Source organism: Flavobacterium sp., assembly GCF_044338735.1.
In the GTDB taxonomy this organism is placed as follows: domain Bacteria; phylum Bacteroidota; class Bacteroidia; order Flavobacteriales; family Flavobacteriaceae; genus Flavobacterium.
This window is the reverse complement of sequence record NZ_JBIIWV010000036.1, coordinates 1-16634: the sequence shown is the minus strand read 5'-3', so window position 1 is coordinate 16634 and position 16634 is coordinate 1. Positions and strand designations below refer to the sequence as shown.

17 protein-coding genes and 2 tRNA genes are annotated in these 16634 nt (G+C 32.8%); 5 read left to right on the top strand and 14 right to left on the bottom strand.

Features of this window, described 5'->3' with window-relative positions; genetic code table 11:
* The 3 genes from mutS to ACIQZC_RS04085 all read left to right on the top strand — a co-directional run.
* Positions 1 to 1273: DNA mismatch repair protein MutS (mutS, locus tag ACIQZC_RS04095; protein ID WP_396137968.1), on the top strand; the 1273-nt coding region annotated here is incomplete at its 5' end.
* Between the two features lie 137 nt (positions 1274 to 1410).
* A tRNA-Gly gene (locus ACIQZC_RS04090) sits at positions 1411 to 1483 on the top strand.
* A 105-nt stretch (positions 1484 to 1588) separates the two neighbouring features.
* Positions 1589 to 1674, top strand: a tRNA-Leu gene (locus ACIQZC_RS04085).
* Between the two features lie 52 nt (positions 1675 to 1726).
* On the opposite strand, the gene ACIQZC_RS04080 is transcribed toward ACIQZC_RS04085, so the two are convergent.
* Positions 1727 to 2023: a type II toxin-antitoxin system RelE/ParE family toxin gene (locus ACIQZC_RS04080; RefSeq protein ID WP_396137967.1), complete on the bottom strand. Its 297-nt coding sequence runs from the start codon at positions 2021 to 2023 to the stop codon at positions 1727 to 1729.
* Positions 2010 to 2246, bottom strand: coding sequence for a type II toxin-antitoxin system ParD family antitoxin (locus ACIQZC_RS04075; protein WP_396137966.1), 237 nt, complete (start codon positions 2244 to 2246; stop codon positions 2010 to 2012). The genes ACIQZC_RS04080 and ACIQZC_RS04075 overlap by 14 nt, the downstream gene beginning before the upstream one ends.
* 174 nt (positions 2247 to 2420) lie before the next feature.
* On the opposite strand from ACIQZC_RS04075, the gene ACIQZC_RS04070 reads away from it, so the two are divergent.
* Complete coding sequence (locus tag ACIQZC_RS04070) at positions 2421 to 2771, top strand: YegP family protein (protein WP_396137965.1); 351 nt, start codon at positions 2421 to 2423, stop codon at positions 2769 to 2771.
* Between the two features lie 50 nt (positions 2772 to 2821).
* On the opposite strand, the gene ACIQZC_RS04065 is transcribed toward ACIQZC_RS04070, so the two are convergent.
* The 9 genes from ACIQZC_RS04065 to ACIQZC_RS04025 all read right to left on the bottom strand — a co-directional run bounded on the left by ACIQZC_RS04065 (position 2822) and on the right by ACIQZC_RS04025 (position 12169).
* A complete protein-coding gene (locus ACIQZC_RS04065) occupies positions 2822 to 3019 on the bottom strand; it encodes a hypothetical protein (RefSeq protein WP_396137964.1) in 198 nt (65 codons plus the stop codon).
* A 164-nt stretch (positions 3020 to 3183) separates the two neighbouring features.
* Positions 3184 to 5337, bottom strand: coding sequence for a S46 family peptidase (locus ACIQZC_RS04060; RefSeq protein WP_396137963.1), 2154 nt, complete (start codon positions 5335 to 5337; stop codon positions 3184 to 3186).
* A gap of 107 nt (positions 5338 to 5444) precedes the next feature.
* On the bottom strand, positions 5445 to 5693 hold the full coding sequence (locus ACIQZC_RS04055) for a hypothetical protein (protein ID WP_396137962.1): 249 nt from the start codon (positions 5691 to 5693) through the stop codon (positions 5445 to 5447).
* A 68-nt stretch (positions 5694 to 5761) separates the two neighbouring features.
* Positions 5762 to 6631: an ACP S-malonyltransferase gene (gene fabD / locus ACIQZC_RS04050; protein ID WP_396137961.1), complete on the bottom strand. Its 870-nt coding sequence runs from the start codon at positions 6629 to 6631 to the stop codon at positions 5762 to 5764.
* 85 nt (positions 6632 to 6716) lie between these two features.
* Positions 6717 to 7430 (bottom strand): pirin family protein, encoded by a 714-nt coding sequence (locus tag ACIQZC_RS04045; protein WP_396137960.1) that lies wholly within the window; start codon positions 7428 to 7430, stop codon positions 6717 to 6719.
* Positions 7431 to 7438: 8 nt separating this feature from the next.
* Positions 7439 to 7768, bottom strand: coding sequence for a DUF6370 family protein (locus tag ACIQZC_RS04040; protein ID WP_396137959.1), 330 nt, complete (start codon positions 7766 to 7768; stop codon positions 7439 to 7441).
* Between the two features lie 15 nt (positions 7769 to 7783).
* The gene (locus ACIQZC_RS04035; protein WP_396137958.1) at positions 7784 to 9646 is read right to left on the bottom strand and encodes a U32 family peptidase; all 1863 of its coding nucleotides are present in this window, start codon (positions 9644 to 9646) and stop codon (positions 7784 to 7786) included.
* Positions 9647 to 9805: 159 nt separating this feature from the next.
* Complete coding sequence (locus tag ACIQZC_RS04030; RefSeq protein ID WP_396137957.1) at positions 9806 to 10990, bottom strand: pyridoxal phosphate-dependent aminotransferase; 1185 nt, start codon at positions 10988 to 10990, stop codon at positions 9806 to 9808.
* 84 nt (positions 10991 to 11074) lie between these two features.
* Complete coding sequence (locus tag ACIQZC_RS04025) at positions 11075 to 12169, bottom strand: fatty acid desaturase family protein (protein ID WP_396137956.1); 1095 nt, start codon at positions 12167 to 12169, stop codon at positions 11075 to 11077.
* A 107-nt stretch (positions 12170 to 12276) separates the two neighbouring features.
* On the opposite strand from ACIQZC_RS04025, the gene rsmG reads away from it, so the two are divergent.
* Positions 12277 to 12906: a 16S rRNA (guanine(527)-N(7))-methyltransferase RsmG gene (gene rsmG / locus ACIQZC_RS04020; RefSeq protein ID WP_396137955.1), complete on the top strand. Its 630-nt coding sequence runs from the start codon at positions 12277 to 12279 to the stop codon at positions 12904 to 12906.
* A 120-nt stretch (positions 12907 to 13026) separates the two neighbouring features.
* Here the strand turns inward: rsmG and pruA are convergent, their stop codons facing one another.
* The 3 genes from pruA to ACIQZC_RS04005 all read right to left on the bottom strand — a co-directional run bounded on the left by pruA (position 13027) and on the right by ACIQZC_RS04005 (position 16580).
* Entirely contained in the window at positions 13027 to 14652 is a 1626-nt protein-coding gene (gene pruA / locus ACIQZC_RS04015) for an L-glutamate gamma-semialdehyde dehydrogenase (RefSeq protein WP_396137954.1), read from the bottom strand.
* Between the two features lie 166 nt (positions 14653 to 14818).
* Positions 14819 to 15205, bottom strand: coding sequence for a Co2+/Mg2+ efflux protein ApaG (gene apaG, locus ACIQZC_RS04010; RefSeq protein ID WP_396137953.1), 387 nt, complete (start codon positions 15203 to 15205; stop codon positions 14819 to 14821).
* Between the two features lie 124 nt (positions 15206 to 15329).
* Entirely contained in the window at positions 15330 to 16580 is a 1251-nt protein-coding gene (locus ACIQZC_RS04005) for a DUF5103 domain-containing protein (RefSeq protein ID WP_396137969.1), read from the bottom strand.
* Positions 16581 to 16634: the final 54 nt, after the last annotated feature.

Sequence of the window (16634 nt, the reverse complement as noted above, 5' to 3'; positions counted from 1 at the left end):
AGGAAAAGGCTATTTAGAAGAATTAGAACAAAGAGAAAGTATTGCTTCAGGTATTCCATCGTTGAAAGTTTCGTTCAATAATGTTTTTGGATATTATATAGAAGTTCGAAATACACATAAAGATAAAGTTCCAGCCGAATGGATTCGTAAGCAAACTTTAGTAAATGCAGAGCGCTACATTACTGAAGAATTAAAAGAATATGAATCGAAGATTTTAGGAGCCGAAGAAAAAATTCATCAATTAGAATCGCAGTTGTTTGAGCAATTGGTGAATTGGATTGCTACGTATATCAAACATGTTCAGTTGAATGCCAATTTAATTGCGCAATTGGATTGTTTGACTTCTTTCACACAATTAGCGATTGATAATAAATACGTTTGCCCCGATTTAGATGAAAGTTTCGATTTAGAAATCAAAGAAGGACGCCATCCTGTTATTGAAAAGCAGTTGCCTGTGGGCGTGCCTTATATTTCTAATGATGTCTATTTGGATAGAGAATCCCAACAAATCATCATGATCACCGGTCCAAATATGTCGGGTAAATCGGCCATTTTGCGTCAAACAGCTTTGATTGTGTTGATGGCTCAAATGGGTAGTTTTGTTCCTGCAGAAAGCGTGCGAATGGGTGTAGTGGATAAAATTTTTACTAGAGTAGGAGCAAGTGATAACATTTCGATGGGCGAATCTACTTTTATGGTAGAAATGAACGAAACGGCTTCGATTTTGAATAATATTTCCGAAAGGAGTTTGGTGTTGTTAGATGAAATTGGAAGAGGAACTTCAACCTATGACGGAATTTCAATTGCTTGGGCGATTTCAGAATTTTTACACGAACATCCAAATAAGCCGAAAACATTATTTGCAACACACTACCATGAATTAAACGAAATGGAAGTAACGTTTGATCGTATTCAGAATTTCAATGTTTCGGTAAAGGAATTAAAAGATACGGTTTTATTCATTCGTAAATTAGTAAAAGGTGGAAGCGCCCATAGTTTTGGAATTCACGTAGCAAAAATGGCTGGTATGCCTCAAATTGTGATTCAAAAAGCACAAAAATTGTTAAAGCAATTAGAAAAAAGACATTCGAGCGAAGAGTTGTCTGGTATTAAATCGACAAATGATGAATTGCAATTGAGTATCTTTAATTTAGACGATCCACTTTTGGAAGATATTAAAGAAGAAATCATGAATATTGATATCAATACTTTAACACCTGTAGAAGCTTTAATGAAGCTAAACGAAATCAAGCGAATGTTGGTAAAAAAATAATTTTTCAAATAAAATATTCGTTATCAAAAGGTTATAAAAAAGATTTATTTTTTATATAAAAACTACTTGTGAAAATAAAAATATATATTATATTTGCACTCGCATTACGAAAGATATGCATACGTTCCTTTAAAATTGCGAAAATAGCTCAGCTGGTAGAGCGCGACCTTGCCAAGGTCGAGGTCGCGGGTTCGAGCCCCGTTTTTCGCTCAAAAATAAAAATACCAATTGTTGTGTTTACACAATAAGATGCTTGAGAATAACTTTAATTAATTTTTTCTAAAAATTAGCTAAAAAAGTTCAAAAAGCAGACATGCTTGAGTGGTGGAATTGGTAGACACGCTGGACTTAAAATCCAGTGGGTAGTAATGCCCGTGCGGGTTCAAGTCCCGCCTTGAGTACAAAAAGCTCCAAACTATGTTTGGAGCTTTTTACATTTTAAAACATGATTACTCAAAAACTTTTTGGTAAATCTTTTGCTCCATGTAATACCCTTACAATCCTAATGTGATCAGTATGTATAGTATAAAATACTACATGACTTTCAATGGGTAAACTATATAAACTTTTTTTAATCTCATTTCTGCTTCTTCCCATTTCAGGCGTATTTATAATCTTGACAAATACTTTGGCAATTTCATCTAAATACTTTACCGCTTGATTAAATCCGAATTCTTCAAAAGTATAGTCAAATATTTTTTCCAAGTCATTGTCCGCTTCAAGGGATAACACATATTTATTTCTTGGCATATGCTGCTTTTTTTGCCTCAATTATATCTGCAATAGACCTATCACTACTTTCAGATGACCAACCCTTTTCGATTTCATTTCTCAAATCAGTAATTACTTTTTCTCTATAAATTTCATGCAAACGTAAGGCATCTCTTATCACTTCACTATTGTTTTGATAATCACCTGTTTCCACTTGTTTATTGATGTAAATCTCCTGCTTTTTTGTAAAACTTATATTCATGATTTCCGCAATTTATTGTCTATATGTAGCAAATATAGATAATTTTAATTTATCTGAAATTATTTTTTTTATGATTTATATTACATAAAATAATTCATATGAATGAATAGTTTTTATTTACAACTTAACTAATTTCGTTTAAAATAGTAACTTCGCTTCAAATATTTTTATAAAATGAGTACATTTATCATTGTACAACGAACGTACGGAGCTTATAAATATGAATTTGTTTCCCGAAAAGGGAAAACTATTTTTACTAGTAACGACTTTGAATTGCGTTTTGAATGTGAAGAACAAATAGAATTTCTTAAAAGTGCAATAGAACGGTGTGTTTTTCTTCGTTTTAAATCATCTAGCGGTAAGTTTTTCTTCCGATTGATACTAGATGACCATGAGATAGCTGTTAGTAGACGATATACAACGCAATTATTGCTTCAAAAGGGAATTGATGAAATTATTAAATATGCAGATAAAGCTGAATATCTAGATTTTTCATCTGCGGAAGATGTTTTTGGACAATCTTAGAAATAAAAAAAGCCCCACCTAGTGGAGCTTAATTTTTCTGTAGCAATAAATTACTTAGCAGGTGCAGCTTCAGCAGCAGGTGCAGCAGTAGAATCAGCAGCAACAGCAGTAGAATCAGCAGGAGCCTCTTCAACAGCAGGAGCTTCAACAGCAGTTGAATCTACAGCTTCTGTAGTTTCAGCAGCAGTTTCTTTACAAGAAACGAACATAGCAGCAACAATTGCTAAACTTAAAATAACTTTTTTCATCTTACTAAATTATAAAGGTTAATTATTAATTCAAGGCAAAGATATAAATTTTTTAACATGTCAAAATATTTTTTGACAAATTTTTTCATTTTTTTTTCATTGCTTTCTTAAATGCTTCATTTCAAATGGCGTGCCAAACTTTTATTTATATAAAATAGTTGTAATTATTTTGTATTTTTTGACTTAGGATACACTATTGTAATCTCCTCAATAAGGTTTTTAGCACCAGCAAATTTATCAATCACAAACAAAATATAACGTGTGTCTACCATAATGTTTCTACAGATTTCGGGGCTGTAATAAATGTCACTCATAGTACCTTCCCAAACTCTATCAAAGTTTAATCCGATAAGATTTCCTGATGCATCTAAAGCCGGACTTCCAGAGTTTCCTCCCGTAGTATGATTTGTTGCAATGAACGCTAATGGCATTTTTCCGTTTTTATCTGCATATTTTCCGAAATCTTTCGCATTATATAAATCGATTAATTTTTTTGGCACATCAAATTCATAATCCCCTGGGACATATTTTTCGATAACTCCGTCTAAGTAACTTATAGGTTGATAACTAACGGCGTCACTTGGTTTATAACCCTTTACTTTACCGTAAGTTACTCGTAACGTACTATTTGCGTCTGGAAAAATTCTATCATTAGGAAAAAATTCTAAAATTCCCTTCATGTAGGTTCTCTGTAAGGCACTGTTTTTTAAATTGATTTCATCAAATTTAGGCGCTACATTTTTTAGATAACTATCTGCTATTATTTTAACTAGTTTATAGGCTGGATCCTGATTTAATTTTTCTAAAACCGCCTTTGGATCACCATTTAATAATTCTTTCAAGCCACTATAGTTGGTTAATTTTGAGTTATCAAAAATAAGTCTTGCCGACGATGTTGGATTGATATTTTGTACCGATTCTGGTAAAAATTGTTTTGGCGATTTTGTAGCGTATAAACCGATTAATTGTTCAAAAACTTTTTCGTCAACTTGCGCACTGTAATCTTTATATATCCCTTCAAATCCAGATATTAAATTATTTTTTCTATCATTAAAAGATTGCTCTCCTTTTGTATTGTAAACTTGCTCTAATTGATATAATCGATACGCAAAGGATAAGATTTCTGAATTACGCAAAACAACTTCTGTAAAGTAATCTCTTGCAATAGCTAATTCCTTAATTTCTGAATAGTTTTTTTCAAAATCAGCCAAAATAGTCCCATATTCAGCTTTTTTGCCTGCTTTATTTACTCTTTCTTGGAATTTTTTTTCAAAATCTTTTTTGATGGCAACTGCATTTGATTTTTTCAAACCTTTAGTTTCTCCAATCCATTTTTTCCAATAATTGGCTACTCCAGCATATTTTGAAGCATATTGAATTTTAATTGCATTGTCTTTTCTCATGAAACCATCTTGTACTTTTAAAGCAGCATCACGTATTTCAATTTTTGCAGGATTTAAATCATTTACAATTTGCGCTACAGCAAATGAGGGTAAATATTCCTGAGTTCTTCCCGGATAGCCCATTACCATTGTAAAATCGTTTTCTTGAATTCCTTTTGCAGAAACGGGAAAAAAGTGTTTTGGTTTATAAGGAACGTTGTCTTTTGAATATTCTGCAGGGCGATTGTTTTGATCAGCATAGATTCTAAATAAAGAGAAATCACCTGTATGACGAGGCCACACCCAGTTATCAGTATCTGATCCAAATTTTCCAATTGAACTAGGCGGAGCACCAACTAATCGAACATCTTTAAAGGTTTCGGTTACAAACAACACGTATTGATTTCCGTCATAAAAAGCACGAATCATCGCTTCCTGCCATGCTTCTTTTGGAAAACTTTTGCTTAAAGCAGCTATATTTTGTTGAATTTTCTTTTGTTTGTCACTTTCCGAAGGAAGATTTAAAACACCTTCAAAAATTTTAGCGGTTACATCTTCAATTTTAATAATGAAAGTAACTGTTAGATCTTTATTTGGTAATTCATCTTCCATTTTGTAGGCCCAAAAACCATCAGTTAAATAATCATGTTCAACAGTTGAATGACTTTGAATATTGTCATAACCACAATGGTGATTAGTTAAAAGAAGCCCTTTTGGAGAAATCATTTCTGCAGTACAACCTCCATCAAAATGAGGAACAGCATCTTTTAGGCTAGAATTATTTACCGAATAAATATCATCGGCACTAATTTTCATTCCCAAGGCTTTCATTTCTTTTTCGTTGCCTCCTTTTAAAAGGCTAGGAATCCACATACCACCTTGTTGTGCAAAGGCGGGTAAAACCAATAAAATAAGTAATATTCTAAAAAACTTCATAGTATTATAATTAATTTGTAATGCAATTTTTAACGATGGCAAGATACAATTTTGTTGCTTTTGTTTATAAAAATAAATCCTCATGTTGTGTTCATGAGGATTAATTTTTACTCTTTTGCTGATTCTTTAATTTTTTTTGCCTCTTGTTCTACTTTTTCGGCACCTTTAACTAAAAGTTCTTTTGCGCCTACTTTTGAAGAATCAATAGCATTTTCTGCTTTTGTTTTAACAGAATCAATCGACTCTTTTACATCAGTTGAAACCGCTGCAGAGGCTTCTTTTAATTTTTCTTTGGTTTCTTCTTTACAAGCCATTCCTATTGTTGTAACGGCAAGTAATGCAATTATTTTTCTCATAATGAAGGATTTAATTTCTATAAATATAACAAAATAGGTGCCAAATTAATAAATTGAAAAAGAAATATTTATGCAGAAATCGTTTCGACTTCTTTATTGATTTTATTTACTAATCCTACTAGTACTTTTCCTGGTCCCACTTCTGTGAAACTTGTAGCGCCATCAGCAATCATTTGATTAACGGATTGAGTCCATTTTACCGCACCTGTTAGTTGAGAAATCAAATTATTTTTAATTTCAGAAGGATTTGAAACTGCCTTAGCGGTTACGTTTTGATAGACAGGGCAGGTAGGGTTTGAAAAAGTTGTTGCTTCAATAGCAGCAGCTAATTCTTCTCTTGCAGGTTCCATCATTGGTGAGTGGAAAGCACCTCCAACAGGCAAAATTAAAGCGCGTTTGGCTCCAGCTTCTTTCATTTTTTCACATGCCAATTCCACAGCTTTATATTCGCCCGAAATTACCAATTGTCCGGGACAATTATAATTTGCAGCCACTACAATCCCATTAATTGAAGCACAAATATCTTCAACAATTTTATCTTCTAAATTTAAAACCGCAGCCATAGTTGAAGGAGTGATTTCACATGCTTTTTGCATGGCTAAAGCTCTTTTTGAAACTAATTTTAAGCCATCTTCAAAAGATAATGCTCCATTGACTACTAAAGCTGAAAATTCGCCTAATGAATGTCCGGCAACCATATCAGGTTTTACCTCTAAAACTTTAGCTAAAATTACCGAATGTAAGAAAACAGCTGGTTGTGTTACTTTGGTTTCTTTTAATTCTTCAGCCGAACCTTCAAACATAACATCTGTAATTCGGAAACCTAAAATTTCATTAGCTCTTTCAAATAAATTTTTTGCTACTGTTGAGGTTTCATATAAATCTTTACCCATTCCTGGGAATTGTGCTCCTTGACCTGGAAATATGTATGCTTTCATAAGTTTTGTTTCAAGTTTAAAGTTTCAAGTTTTTCTTGAATGGCAAAAATAACAATTTTTTTAACTGAACACTGAATACTATTTATTATTCCATTGGAATTTCCATTAATAAAAACTTCGTATTAGTTGTGGCTGTAAATTCCAAATTTTTAAAATTCCAAATTCCAAATCCATCTCGGGTTTCTAATTTTTGACCATTAACCGTAATTGTTCCTGAAATCACAAATACGTATATGCCATTACCTTCTTTTTTTATTTCGTACGTTTTAGAAAAATCTTTGTCGAAATCAGCTAAATGAAACCAAGCATCTTGATAAATCCAAACTCCAGCATCATCAGCATTTGGTGATAAAATTTGAGCGAAATTATTTTTTTGTTTGGCAACATCTAAAGTAATTTGTTGGTAGCGTGGTGTTACATTTCTGGTTTTTGGAAATAACCAAATTTGAAATAATTTCGTTTGTAAATCAGCATTCGGATTGAACTCACTATGTTGAATTCCAGTTCCAGCACTCATAACTTGGACATCTCCCGTTTTGATAATAGATTCATTTCCCATACTATCTTTATGTGCCAAATCACCTTCAAGTGGAATGGTAATAATTTCCATATTATCGTGTGGATGCGTGCCAAAACCCATTCCTGCGGCAACTGTGTCGTCATTTAAAACACGTAACGTTCCAAATTGTACCCTATCTGGATTATACCAACTTGCAAAACTAAAACTATGATAAGCATTTAACCAACCGTGATTGGCGTGACCTCTTGTATTTGCTTTGTGTAAAACTGTATTTTCCATAGATTTTTCTATAATTTAGGTAGCTGTATGGGCATTAATTTAAAATACGTTACAATAAATATATTATCTTTTATTTCTCCAACAACTTCTGCCTTTCTAATGCAGGTACAAAATCCATCTTTGGCGTGGGCATCGCCATGAGAATCAATTGAAGTTCCTTTTACAAAATAAGATTTACCTTCAATACGAACGGCTAAATCACAGTCGTGACCTTTCATTCCAAATTGACATTGGCCACAGGATGCTTCTACAATTTGATTTTTCGAAGTTTCATTTTTTTCTTGTGCGAAAATAATTGAGCTGTTACATATCAATAAAAACAATAGTATTTTCTTCATAATTACGTTATTTAATTAATCTTCCTCTTCAATTTCAAATTCGGCATCTTTTTCCCAAATTTCCATTTCGCAAGGTTTGCAATTGAATTTTAGTTTGTATTCTAATTCGCCTTGTTTCAAAACTAAAGGTTCTTTTACTTTTTTATCTCGATGTTCTGGATGATATTTTGGACAGCGTTCCAATTCGTATTTAATACAATATTTGGTAGTCATTACACGCGATTTTCCTGGATCCCATTGTAATTCGAATGCTTTTTCGATTTCGGTTACACCATGACGTTCGTAGAATTTTCGAGCGGTTTTATTGGAAACATTGTACATAAAATCCAATTTTGCTTCTGGATAAGGATGTGATGTTTTTACTATTTGATGCTCCTTTCGAACATAATTATTTAAACGAATTTCCGATAACTGTTCGAAAACGGTTCTTCGCATTTCGTTAATTTTCGATATTGGTAAAAACCAATTTTGAGAAAATTCAATCGTAATTTCATCAGCATTATAGGGTGTAAACCCAGTTTTTGCTAAATTAACTTTGAAATTTTCTGCTATAGATTCATTATTTTTAGTAAGCTCTTTTTGGTGAATTAAATTAGCAATACTTACATTTCCATCTTCGTCAGTTGCAATTAATTCAAAACCCGTTTCGTTTTCTTTTAATTCTAAAGTGGTACTGATTTTTCGAACGGCACTGTCTTCTCGTTCTACCAATTTAATGAAAGCCGCATCGTTATTTCGGTATATAAACGCTCCTTCTTTGATTTCTTTCAATACATTTGGATAAATAATTCCGTTTTCGGCACGGTTGACGTAAATTCCTTCGGCTTCGTTGTTTTCGTTGATAAAACACAATCCGTCACCATTATTTAGTAATTCACCATTTTCAATTTCGTATGAATTTCCAACGGTTTTTATCAGTTTTCCAATGTATTGCCCTTTTGATTTTGGACTTTCCCAAGAACCTATTGATTGATGCCTTTCGTTTACAAAATAATCGGTATAACCACGATTAAAGGTTCTATCTAATGAAGAATCAAACAAAAACGTGCATTTTCCAGAAGAAGCTTTGGTGTATTTTTCAGGATTTTCAGCTAAGAAAGCATCTAATTTCTGACGTAAATAGGAAACATTATTTTTTACATAAACGATATCCTTCAATCGCCCTTCAATTTTAAACGAACTAATTCCTGCTTCGACTAAATTTGGAATTTGATCCGAAACATCAAAATCTTTAATCGAAAGTAAGTGGCTATTTTTGATTAGAGTGTCGCCATTTCCGTCAATTAAATTATAAGGTAAACGGCAATTTTGCGCACAAGAACCTCTATTTGCTGAACGTTCACCGTTTGCCACACTCATATAACAATTTCCGCTAAACGAAACACATAAGGCACCCGTAACGAAAAACTCTAATTCTACATCAGAAGCTTCGCTGATTTCTTTGATTTGATGCAAGTTTAATTCACGTGCTAAAACGACACGCTTGATTCCGGCATCAGCCAAAAATTTAATTTTATCTGCATCCCGATTGTTAGCTTGCGTGCTGGCATGTAATACGATTGGAGGCAATTCCATTTCCATAATTGCCATATCTTGAATAATCAAGGCATCTACGCCAATCTCATATAATTTCCAAATCAACTGACGGCAAGGTTCTAATTCATTATCATATAAAATTGTATTGATAACCACAAAAACCTGAGCATTAAATAAATGTGCATATTTTACTAACTCGGCAATATCTTCAACAGAATTGGTAGCATTTGAACGAGCACCATATAAAGGAGCGCCAATATAAACCGCATCGGCACCACTATTTATAGCTGCTATTCCTTGTATTAAATTTTTTGCAGGCGCTAAAATTTCGATCTTCTTCATTAGTAAAGCTTTAATTATTTGGAATTTGCCCAAAAAAAGTATGCAAAGTTCTTATAAAAAATTCGAGATTTCTAATTCAAGTTCGCTTTTTTTGAATTTAGAGCATAAAAAAACACGAATTACACTATTGTATAATTCGTGTTGAATATATTTTTTGATTTAAGAAACCGCTTCTTTAATTCTTTTCATCGCTTCTGTTAATAAAGCTTCGCTAGTAGCGTAAGAGAAACGAATACAATTTGGATTTCCAAAAGCATCACCTGTTACCGTTGCAACGTTTGCTTCTGCTAACAAAAACATAGAAAAATCGGTTGCATTTTTAATTTCGGTCCCTTTTAAGGTTTTACCAAAATAAAAAGAAACATCTGGGAAAACATAAAACGCTCCTTCTGGAACATTCAATTTGAATCCTGGAATTTGTTTTACTAATCCAACTACTAAATCTCTACGATTTTTGAATGCCATTACCATTTCGTTCAATACACTTGGATCTGCTTCAACAGCAGTAATTGTTGCTCTTTGCGCTATTGAATTAGCTCCTGAAGTAACTTGACCCTGAATTTTTGTACACGCTTTTGCAATGAATTCAGGAGCTCCGATATAACCAATTCTCCAACCTGTCATAGCGAATGCCTTTGCAACTCCATTAACCGTTATTGTTCTTTCTAACATTCCAGGAATTGAACCAATACTACAAAATGTTCCTGAAAAATTGATGTGTTCATAAATTTCGTCTGAAACTATATATACATGCGGGTATTTTTCTAATACTTTAGCTAACGCTGATAATTCTTCACGATTGTAAACCGAACCACTTGGATTACAAGGTGAGCTGAACCACATCATTTTTGTTTTTGGAGTAATTGCCGCTTCTAATTGTTCAGGTGTAATTTTAAAATCACTTTCTACAGAAGTAGGAACTTCAACGGGAACGCCACCAGAAAGCTTGATGATTTCGAAATAAGAAACCCAATAAGGTGCAGGAAGAATTACTTCATCACCATCATTTAACATGACTTGCGCAATGTTGTATAATGATTGTTTAGCTCCAGTAGAAACTACAATTTGAGATGGTTTATAGTCTAAATTATTATCTCTTTTGAATTTTTTGCAAATCGCTTCTTTCAATTCTAAGTAACCTTCTACTGGTGAATAAGTGCTGTAGTTTTCATCAATTGCACTTTTTGCAGCTTCTTTGATAAATTCAGGAGTGTTGAAATCTGGTTCTCCTAAACTAAGGCTAATAATGTCTTTTCCTTGTGCTTTTAATTCTCTTGCTAAAGCTGCCATTGCTAAAGTTTGAGAGACAGCTAAATTGTTAATTCTATCCGATAACGGGTTCATAGTTGTGTGTTTGTTTATTCTAAAAAATGAAATGACTTGAATCAAGTTCTTAAATCAAAAATCTTAATTCCTAAATCGTTAATTTTATGCTAATTGTGGTTTTCTTCCTAATTCTCTCAAATGTTTAAAGTGAGAAGCAATTGCCGCGCGGGTTGTTTTAAACTCATGATATGGCAAATTACATTCAGCTGCGGTTTGTTTTACAATTTCAGCAATTTTGTTATAGTGAACGTGACTAATATTAGGAAAAATATGATGCTCAATTTGGTGATTCAAACCACCGGTATAATAGTTTACAATCCAGTTTTTTGGTGCAAAGTTAGCAGTAGTGAACAGTTGATGAATTGCCCAAGTATTTTCTATTTCTCCGCTTTCATCTGGAATTGGATTTGCCGTATCTTCAACCACGTGTGCTAACTGAAATACAACACTTAAAATTAAACCAGCAGTGTAGTGCATTACTGCAAAACCAAGGATAACTTTCCACCAAGTAATTCCTAAAAGCATTGGTAAAACCAACCAAATGGAAAAGTAAATTACTTTAGTAATGACTAAAGTTGTCCACTGAAAAGTAGAACTTTTTGCGTCACCATAAGATAATTTTCTTTTTAAATAACGTTTCATTTGAAGGAAATCGGTAGTGATAGCCCAGTTGAATGTTAGTAATCCATATAAGAAAACCGAATAATAATGCTGAAATCTATGATGACTGTACCATTTAGCTGTTTTTGAAAAACGTAAAATTCTTCCTGCTTCTAAATCTTCATCATGACCAATAATATTTGTATAGGTGTGGTGTAACACATTGTGCTGAACTTGCCAGTTGTAAACATTTCCAGCTAAAATATAAATACTTCCGCCCATTAATTTGTTTACCCAAGATTTGGTGGAATAGGCGCCGTGATTACCATCGTGCATTACGTTCATTCCTACGCCTGCCATTCCAATGCCGATTACTACATTAAGCAATAAATAAGTCCAAAACGGCATATCCATTGCTAATAAAAAGAAATAAGGAGTTAGGAAAAGACCAAACATTACAATGGTCTTTACGTGAAGTTTCCAATTTCCAGTTTTATCTAGTTTATTTTCTTTAAAATAATCGTTGACTCTTTTATTTAGGGTTCTAAAGAATTTTAGATTGTCGTCTTTCGAAAAAACAGGTGTTGCTGTATCCATATTTTAAAATTCAAGTTTTGTCAAAGATAAATATTATAATTTTTTCATTTATGATATTCCATACTTTTTATTAACCAAAAAACGTATTTTTGTGGAAAATTTAACGAATGGAAGCCATTTTAAGTCAATTTCCTAATTTAACTGAAATTCAAATACTTCAGTTTAAAAAATTGCAAGCATTATATGAAGATTGGAATGCAAAAATAAATGTAATTTCTAGAAAAGATATTGATGAATTATACACACGTCACGTTTTACATTCATTAGGGATTGCAAAAATTATCGAATTTCGTCCTGGGTCTAGAATTATGGACGTAGGAACTGGTGGTGGTTTTCCGGGAATTCCATTAGCGATTTTACATCCTGAAGTTGATTTTTATTTGATTGATGTTATTGCTAAAAAAATAAAAGTAGTCAATGAAGTTGTTGCTGGGTTAGGATTGAAAAATGTTAAAGCTGAACAAAAACGTGCCGAATTAGTAAAACAAGAATTTGATTTCATCGTAAGTCGTGCTGTAACCAATATGCCCGATTTTGTGAATTGGGTGGAAGATAAAGTAACTAAAAAACAAAATCACGAATTAGCCAACGGAATTTTATACTTAAAAGGTGGCGATTTAACCGAAGAATTGGCAACGTTCCCAAAAGCCACAGAATACAATTTATCAGATTTCTTTACCGATGATTTTTTTGAGACTAAGAAAGTGGTGCATTTGCCGTTGAAGTATAAGAAGTAGTTTTGGGTGATGGGTGTTAGGTGATGGGTGAAAGAAAAATAATATAAAACAAAACCCGATTCTCAACTGAAAATCGGGTTTCTTATTTTGTACTTCGTACTTCTAAACTCGTATTTCGAATTACCCTAAAAACGGATATTTATAATCTTCTGGTGTTACGAATGTTTCTTTGATCGTTCTAACAGAAGCCCAGCGCAATAAGTTTTGTGCTGAACCAGCTTTATCGTTAGTTCCAGAACCTCTTGCGCCTCCAAACGGTTGCATTCCTACAACAGCACCTGTTGGTTTGTCGTTGATGTAGAAGTTTCCTGCTGCATTTTGTAGTGCAACGGTTGCTTCTTCCACTGCATAACGACATTGGCTAAATACCGCACCTGTTAACGCATATTCTGAAGTTTCGTCAACTAATTTCAATGTTTCAGACCATTTGGCATCTTCGTAAATATAAATTGTAACTACGGGTCCAAATAACTCGGTTTCCATGGTTGCGTATTTTGGATTAGAAGTTAAAATAACCGTTGGTTCAATGAAATATCCTTTTGATTTATCATAATTTCCGCCCAAGATTACTTCGGCATCGCTGTCTTTTTTGGCTTGGTCGATGTAACGTGCTAATTTATCAAATGATGCTTCAGAAATAACCGCCGTAATAAAATTACTCATATCTTCTGGCGACCCCATTTTCATTGATTTCAAATCGGATTCTAATTGAGTTTGAACCGCTGGCCACAAACTTTGTGGTACATAAACACGAGAAGCGGCACTACATTTTTGTCCTTGGAATTCAAAAGCACCTCGAGCAATCCCTACTGCAACTTGCACTGGATTTGCAGATGGATGTGCAATGATGAAATCTTTTCCACCTGTTTCTCCTACAATTCTTGGATAGGTTTTATAATTTGCGATATTAGTTCCAATATTTTTCCAAATATCATTAAAAACACCAGTAGAACCTGTAAAGTGAACTCCTGCTAAATGCGGATTTGATAAAACTACGTCAGAAACCATTCCAGAATCACCCATTACCATATTAATTACACCGTCTGGTAAACCTGCTTCTTTGAATACTTGCATAATCACATTTGCAGAATAGACTTGCGTTGCAGCTGGTTTCCAAATCACTACGTTACCCATTAAAGCGGCACTTGAAGGTAAATTTCCTGCAATAGCGGTGAAATTAAAAGGCGTAATTGCATATACAAAACCTTCTAAAGGTCTGTACTCAACTCGATTCCACATGTCTGAAGTAGAAGCGGGTTGGTCTGCGTATATTTTGGTCATAAATTCTACGTTGTAGCGTAAGAAATCAATTAATTCACAAGCAGCATCAATTTCGGCTTGATGAATAGTTTTTGATTGTGCAATCATAGTAGCCGCATTGATTTTAGCGCGGTATGGTCCTGCTAATAATTCGGCTGCTTTTAAGAAAATACTTGCACGATTTTCCCAAGCCATTGCGGCCCATTTTTTACGAGCCTCTAATGCAGAAGAAATAGCTTTTTCAACTAACGCTCTGTCGGCTTGATGATAAATTCCCACTACATGTTGGTGATCGTGTGGGGCTGTCATTTTTTTGGTATTGCCTGTTTTAATTTCTTCGCTACCAATATAAAGCGGAACTTCTACTGAAGCGTTCCACATGGTTTTATAGGTTTCGGAAACTTTTGTTCTTTCTACAGAACCAGGCGCGTATGATTTTACGGGTTCATTAACCGCTTTTGGTACATTAAAAAATCCTTTTAACATGGTTTTCTATTTTTGCTTCACTTATTTAGAACAGCGTCTTAGGGTGAAAATTAAAAAATTTTGAGTGCTAATTTGTGTGTTTATCGTAAACGATTACAAAAATACAAAGTAAATTTTGAATAATCGATAACAAAAGTGCGTTAAGGTATTATGGAAAAAAATAAAATTAATTAAGCGCAAAAGGTGCTCCTAATTTAAAGGCAGGAATTTCAACTTTAAAACAACGTGTAGAAGTGAAATTTACCATATTAAAGTGGCCTTTCATAGCTCCAATAGGTGAAGACAACAAACAGCCTGAAGAATAAGTATACGTTTCTCCAGGTTTTAAAACTGGTTTTTTACCAATAACTCCTTCACCATCTACCATTTCCATGTCGTTTAGTGCATCAAAAATTTCCCAATGGCGCGAATTTAACTGAACAGAATCTTTACTTTGATTTTCAATTGTTACATGGTAAGTAAAGGCATAATGAATTTTATAGTTTTTGAAGTAAGTGCCTTCAAAACTAGTTAAAACAGAAATCTTTATTCCTCTTGTAATTTGGCTTACCATTTATTAAATATCTTTTTCAAAAGTAATCTTTTTCAAAATTACAAAAATTATAGTATTTTATTAGAATTGATTGTTAATTTTTTTGTAAAATGATAGAAATCAATTATTTCCAATCTTTTAAGAATTAATTTTTAATATCTTCACTATTGGTGTTTGCAATTCCTATAACCCTGTCGTATCGGTCATTATTGGCTCTGTAATAAATAAGTGCGGTGTAATTGTTTTCGGTTTGGAAATGATTTCCATCTATTGCATTTTCAAAGTCAATTTTCCCAGATTTATCTGCTAAAATATATTGATAATTAGTAAAACCTTGCTTTAATAATAGTGCTTTTTCGTATCGTTTAGTGGTTGAATTGAATTCCATTTTTGAATCTTCAGAAAGAGCATAATTATTAAACATTCCGACAACAAATAGTTCTTTTTCTAGTGCAAATGGTGCGTCTAAAGAAAAATAAACCCAAGTATAATCGGCTTCCGTTTCGGGATTGTTTGAATTAGCATTTTGAATAAAAAAATTGCCATTAATATCTGGAAAATAAGTATAAATACTGTTTTTTCTTGGAATATTTGTATAAAGATAGGAGTTGTAAATATTGTCACCTGAAGTTACTTTATAGACTGTATTGTTTGTGGCTCGGATTATTTTATTATCAATTGTATAGCATTCGTTTCCGCCCCAAAATTGTGTTTCTTTATTGTATCTATAAATCAATTCAGAACCCAAAGTATATTGTGGTTTAATCCCTGAAATAGTAGTTTTCCAATTTCCATTTTGAAACAACGTTACTTTTATATTTTGAATTGGATTTTGTAATATTTTATCGCCATAATTTATGGTCAATTCAATATTTTGTTTTGTATCAATAGTTTCAAAATCACGCGATCTTCTAATAAGTAATCCTACTGCTGTTTCTTCTTCGTATAAAATGAATTTTCTGGAAAAAATAACTTCACTTTCATCATTTAAAACGGTAATTAAATAATTACCACTTTTTGTTATTTGATTGAATTTATTTGGGAATACTTGCTTGTAATGCGAATAAAGCTGTAAAGTATTGAATGAATTTTGATAGGTAATTATTCTTTGATTGTCCATTCCCGTTAAGTATTCGGCCTTGGATAAATTTGACGGACCACTCCAATCGGAATTATAATGCGTTATTGTGTAATAATAATCGGCTTCATCGCTGTATAAATCATCAAATTGAATTTCAAATGTATCGCCCAATTTAAAAAACGGAATAACATTTCTACCATTTTGAACAAAAGAAATTGTTTTAATGTTAAACGGCGGATTTTGTTCTTCAACAGATTGTGCTACTAAAGAAATTGAAAAAAAAAGTACTATAAAAAGGAGCCAATAATTTTTCATTTGAAAAAATTTAATCCTTGTAAAAATAGCAAACAATTTTAAGGTCTGCAACTC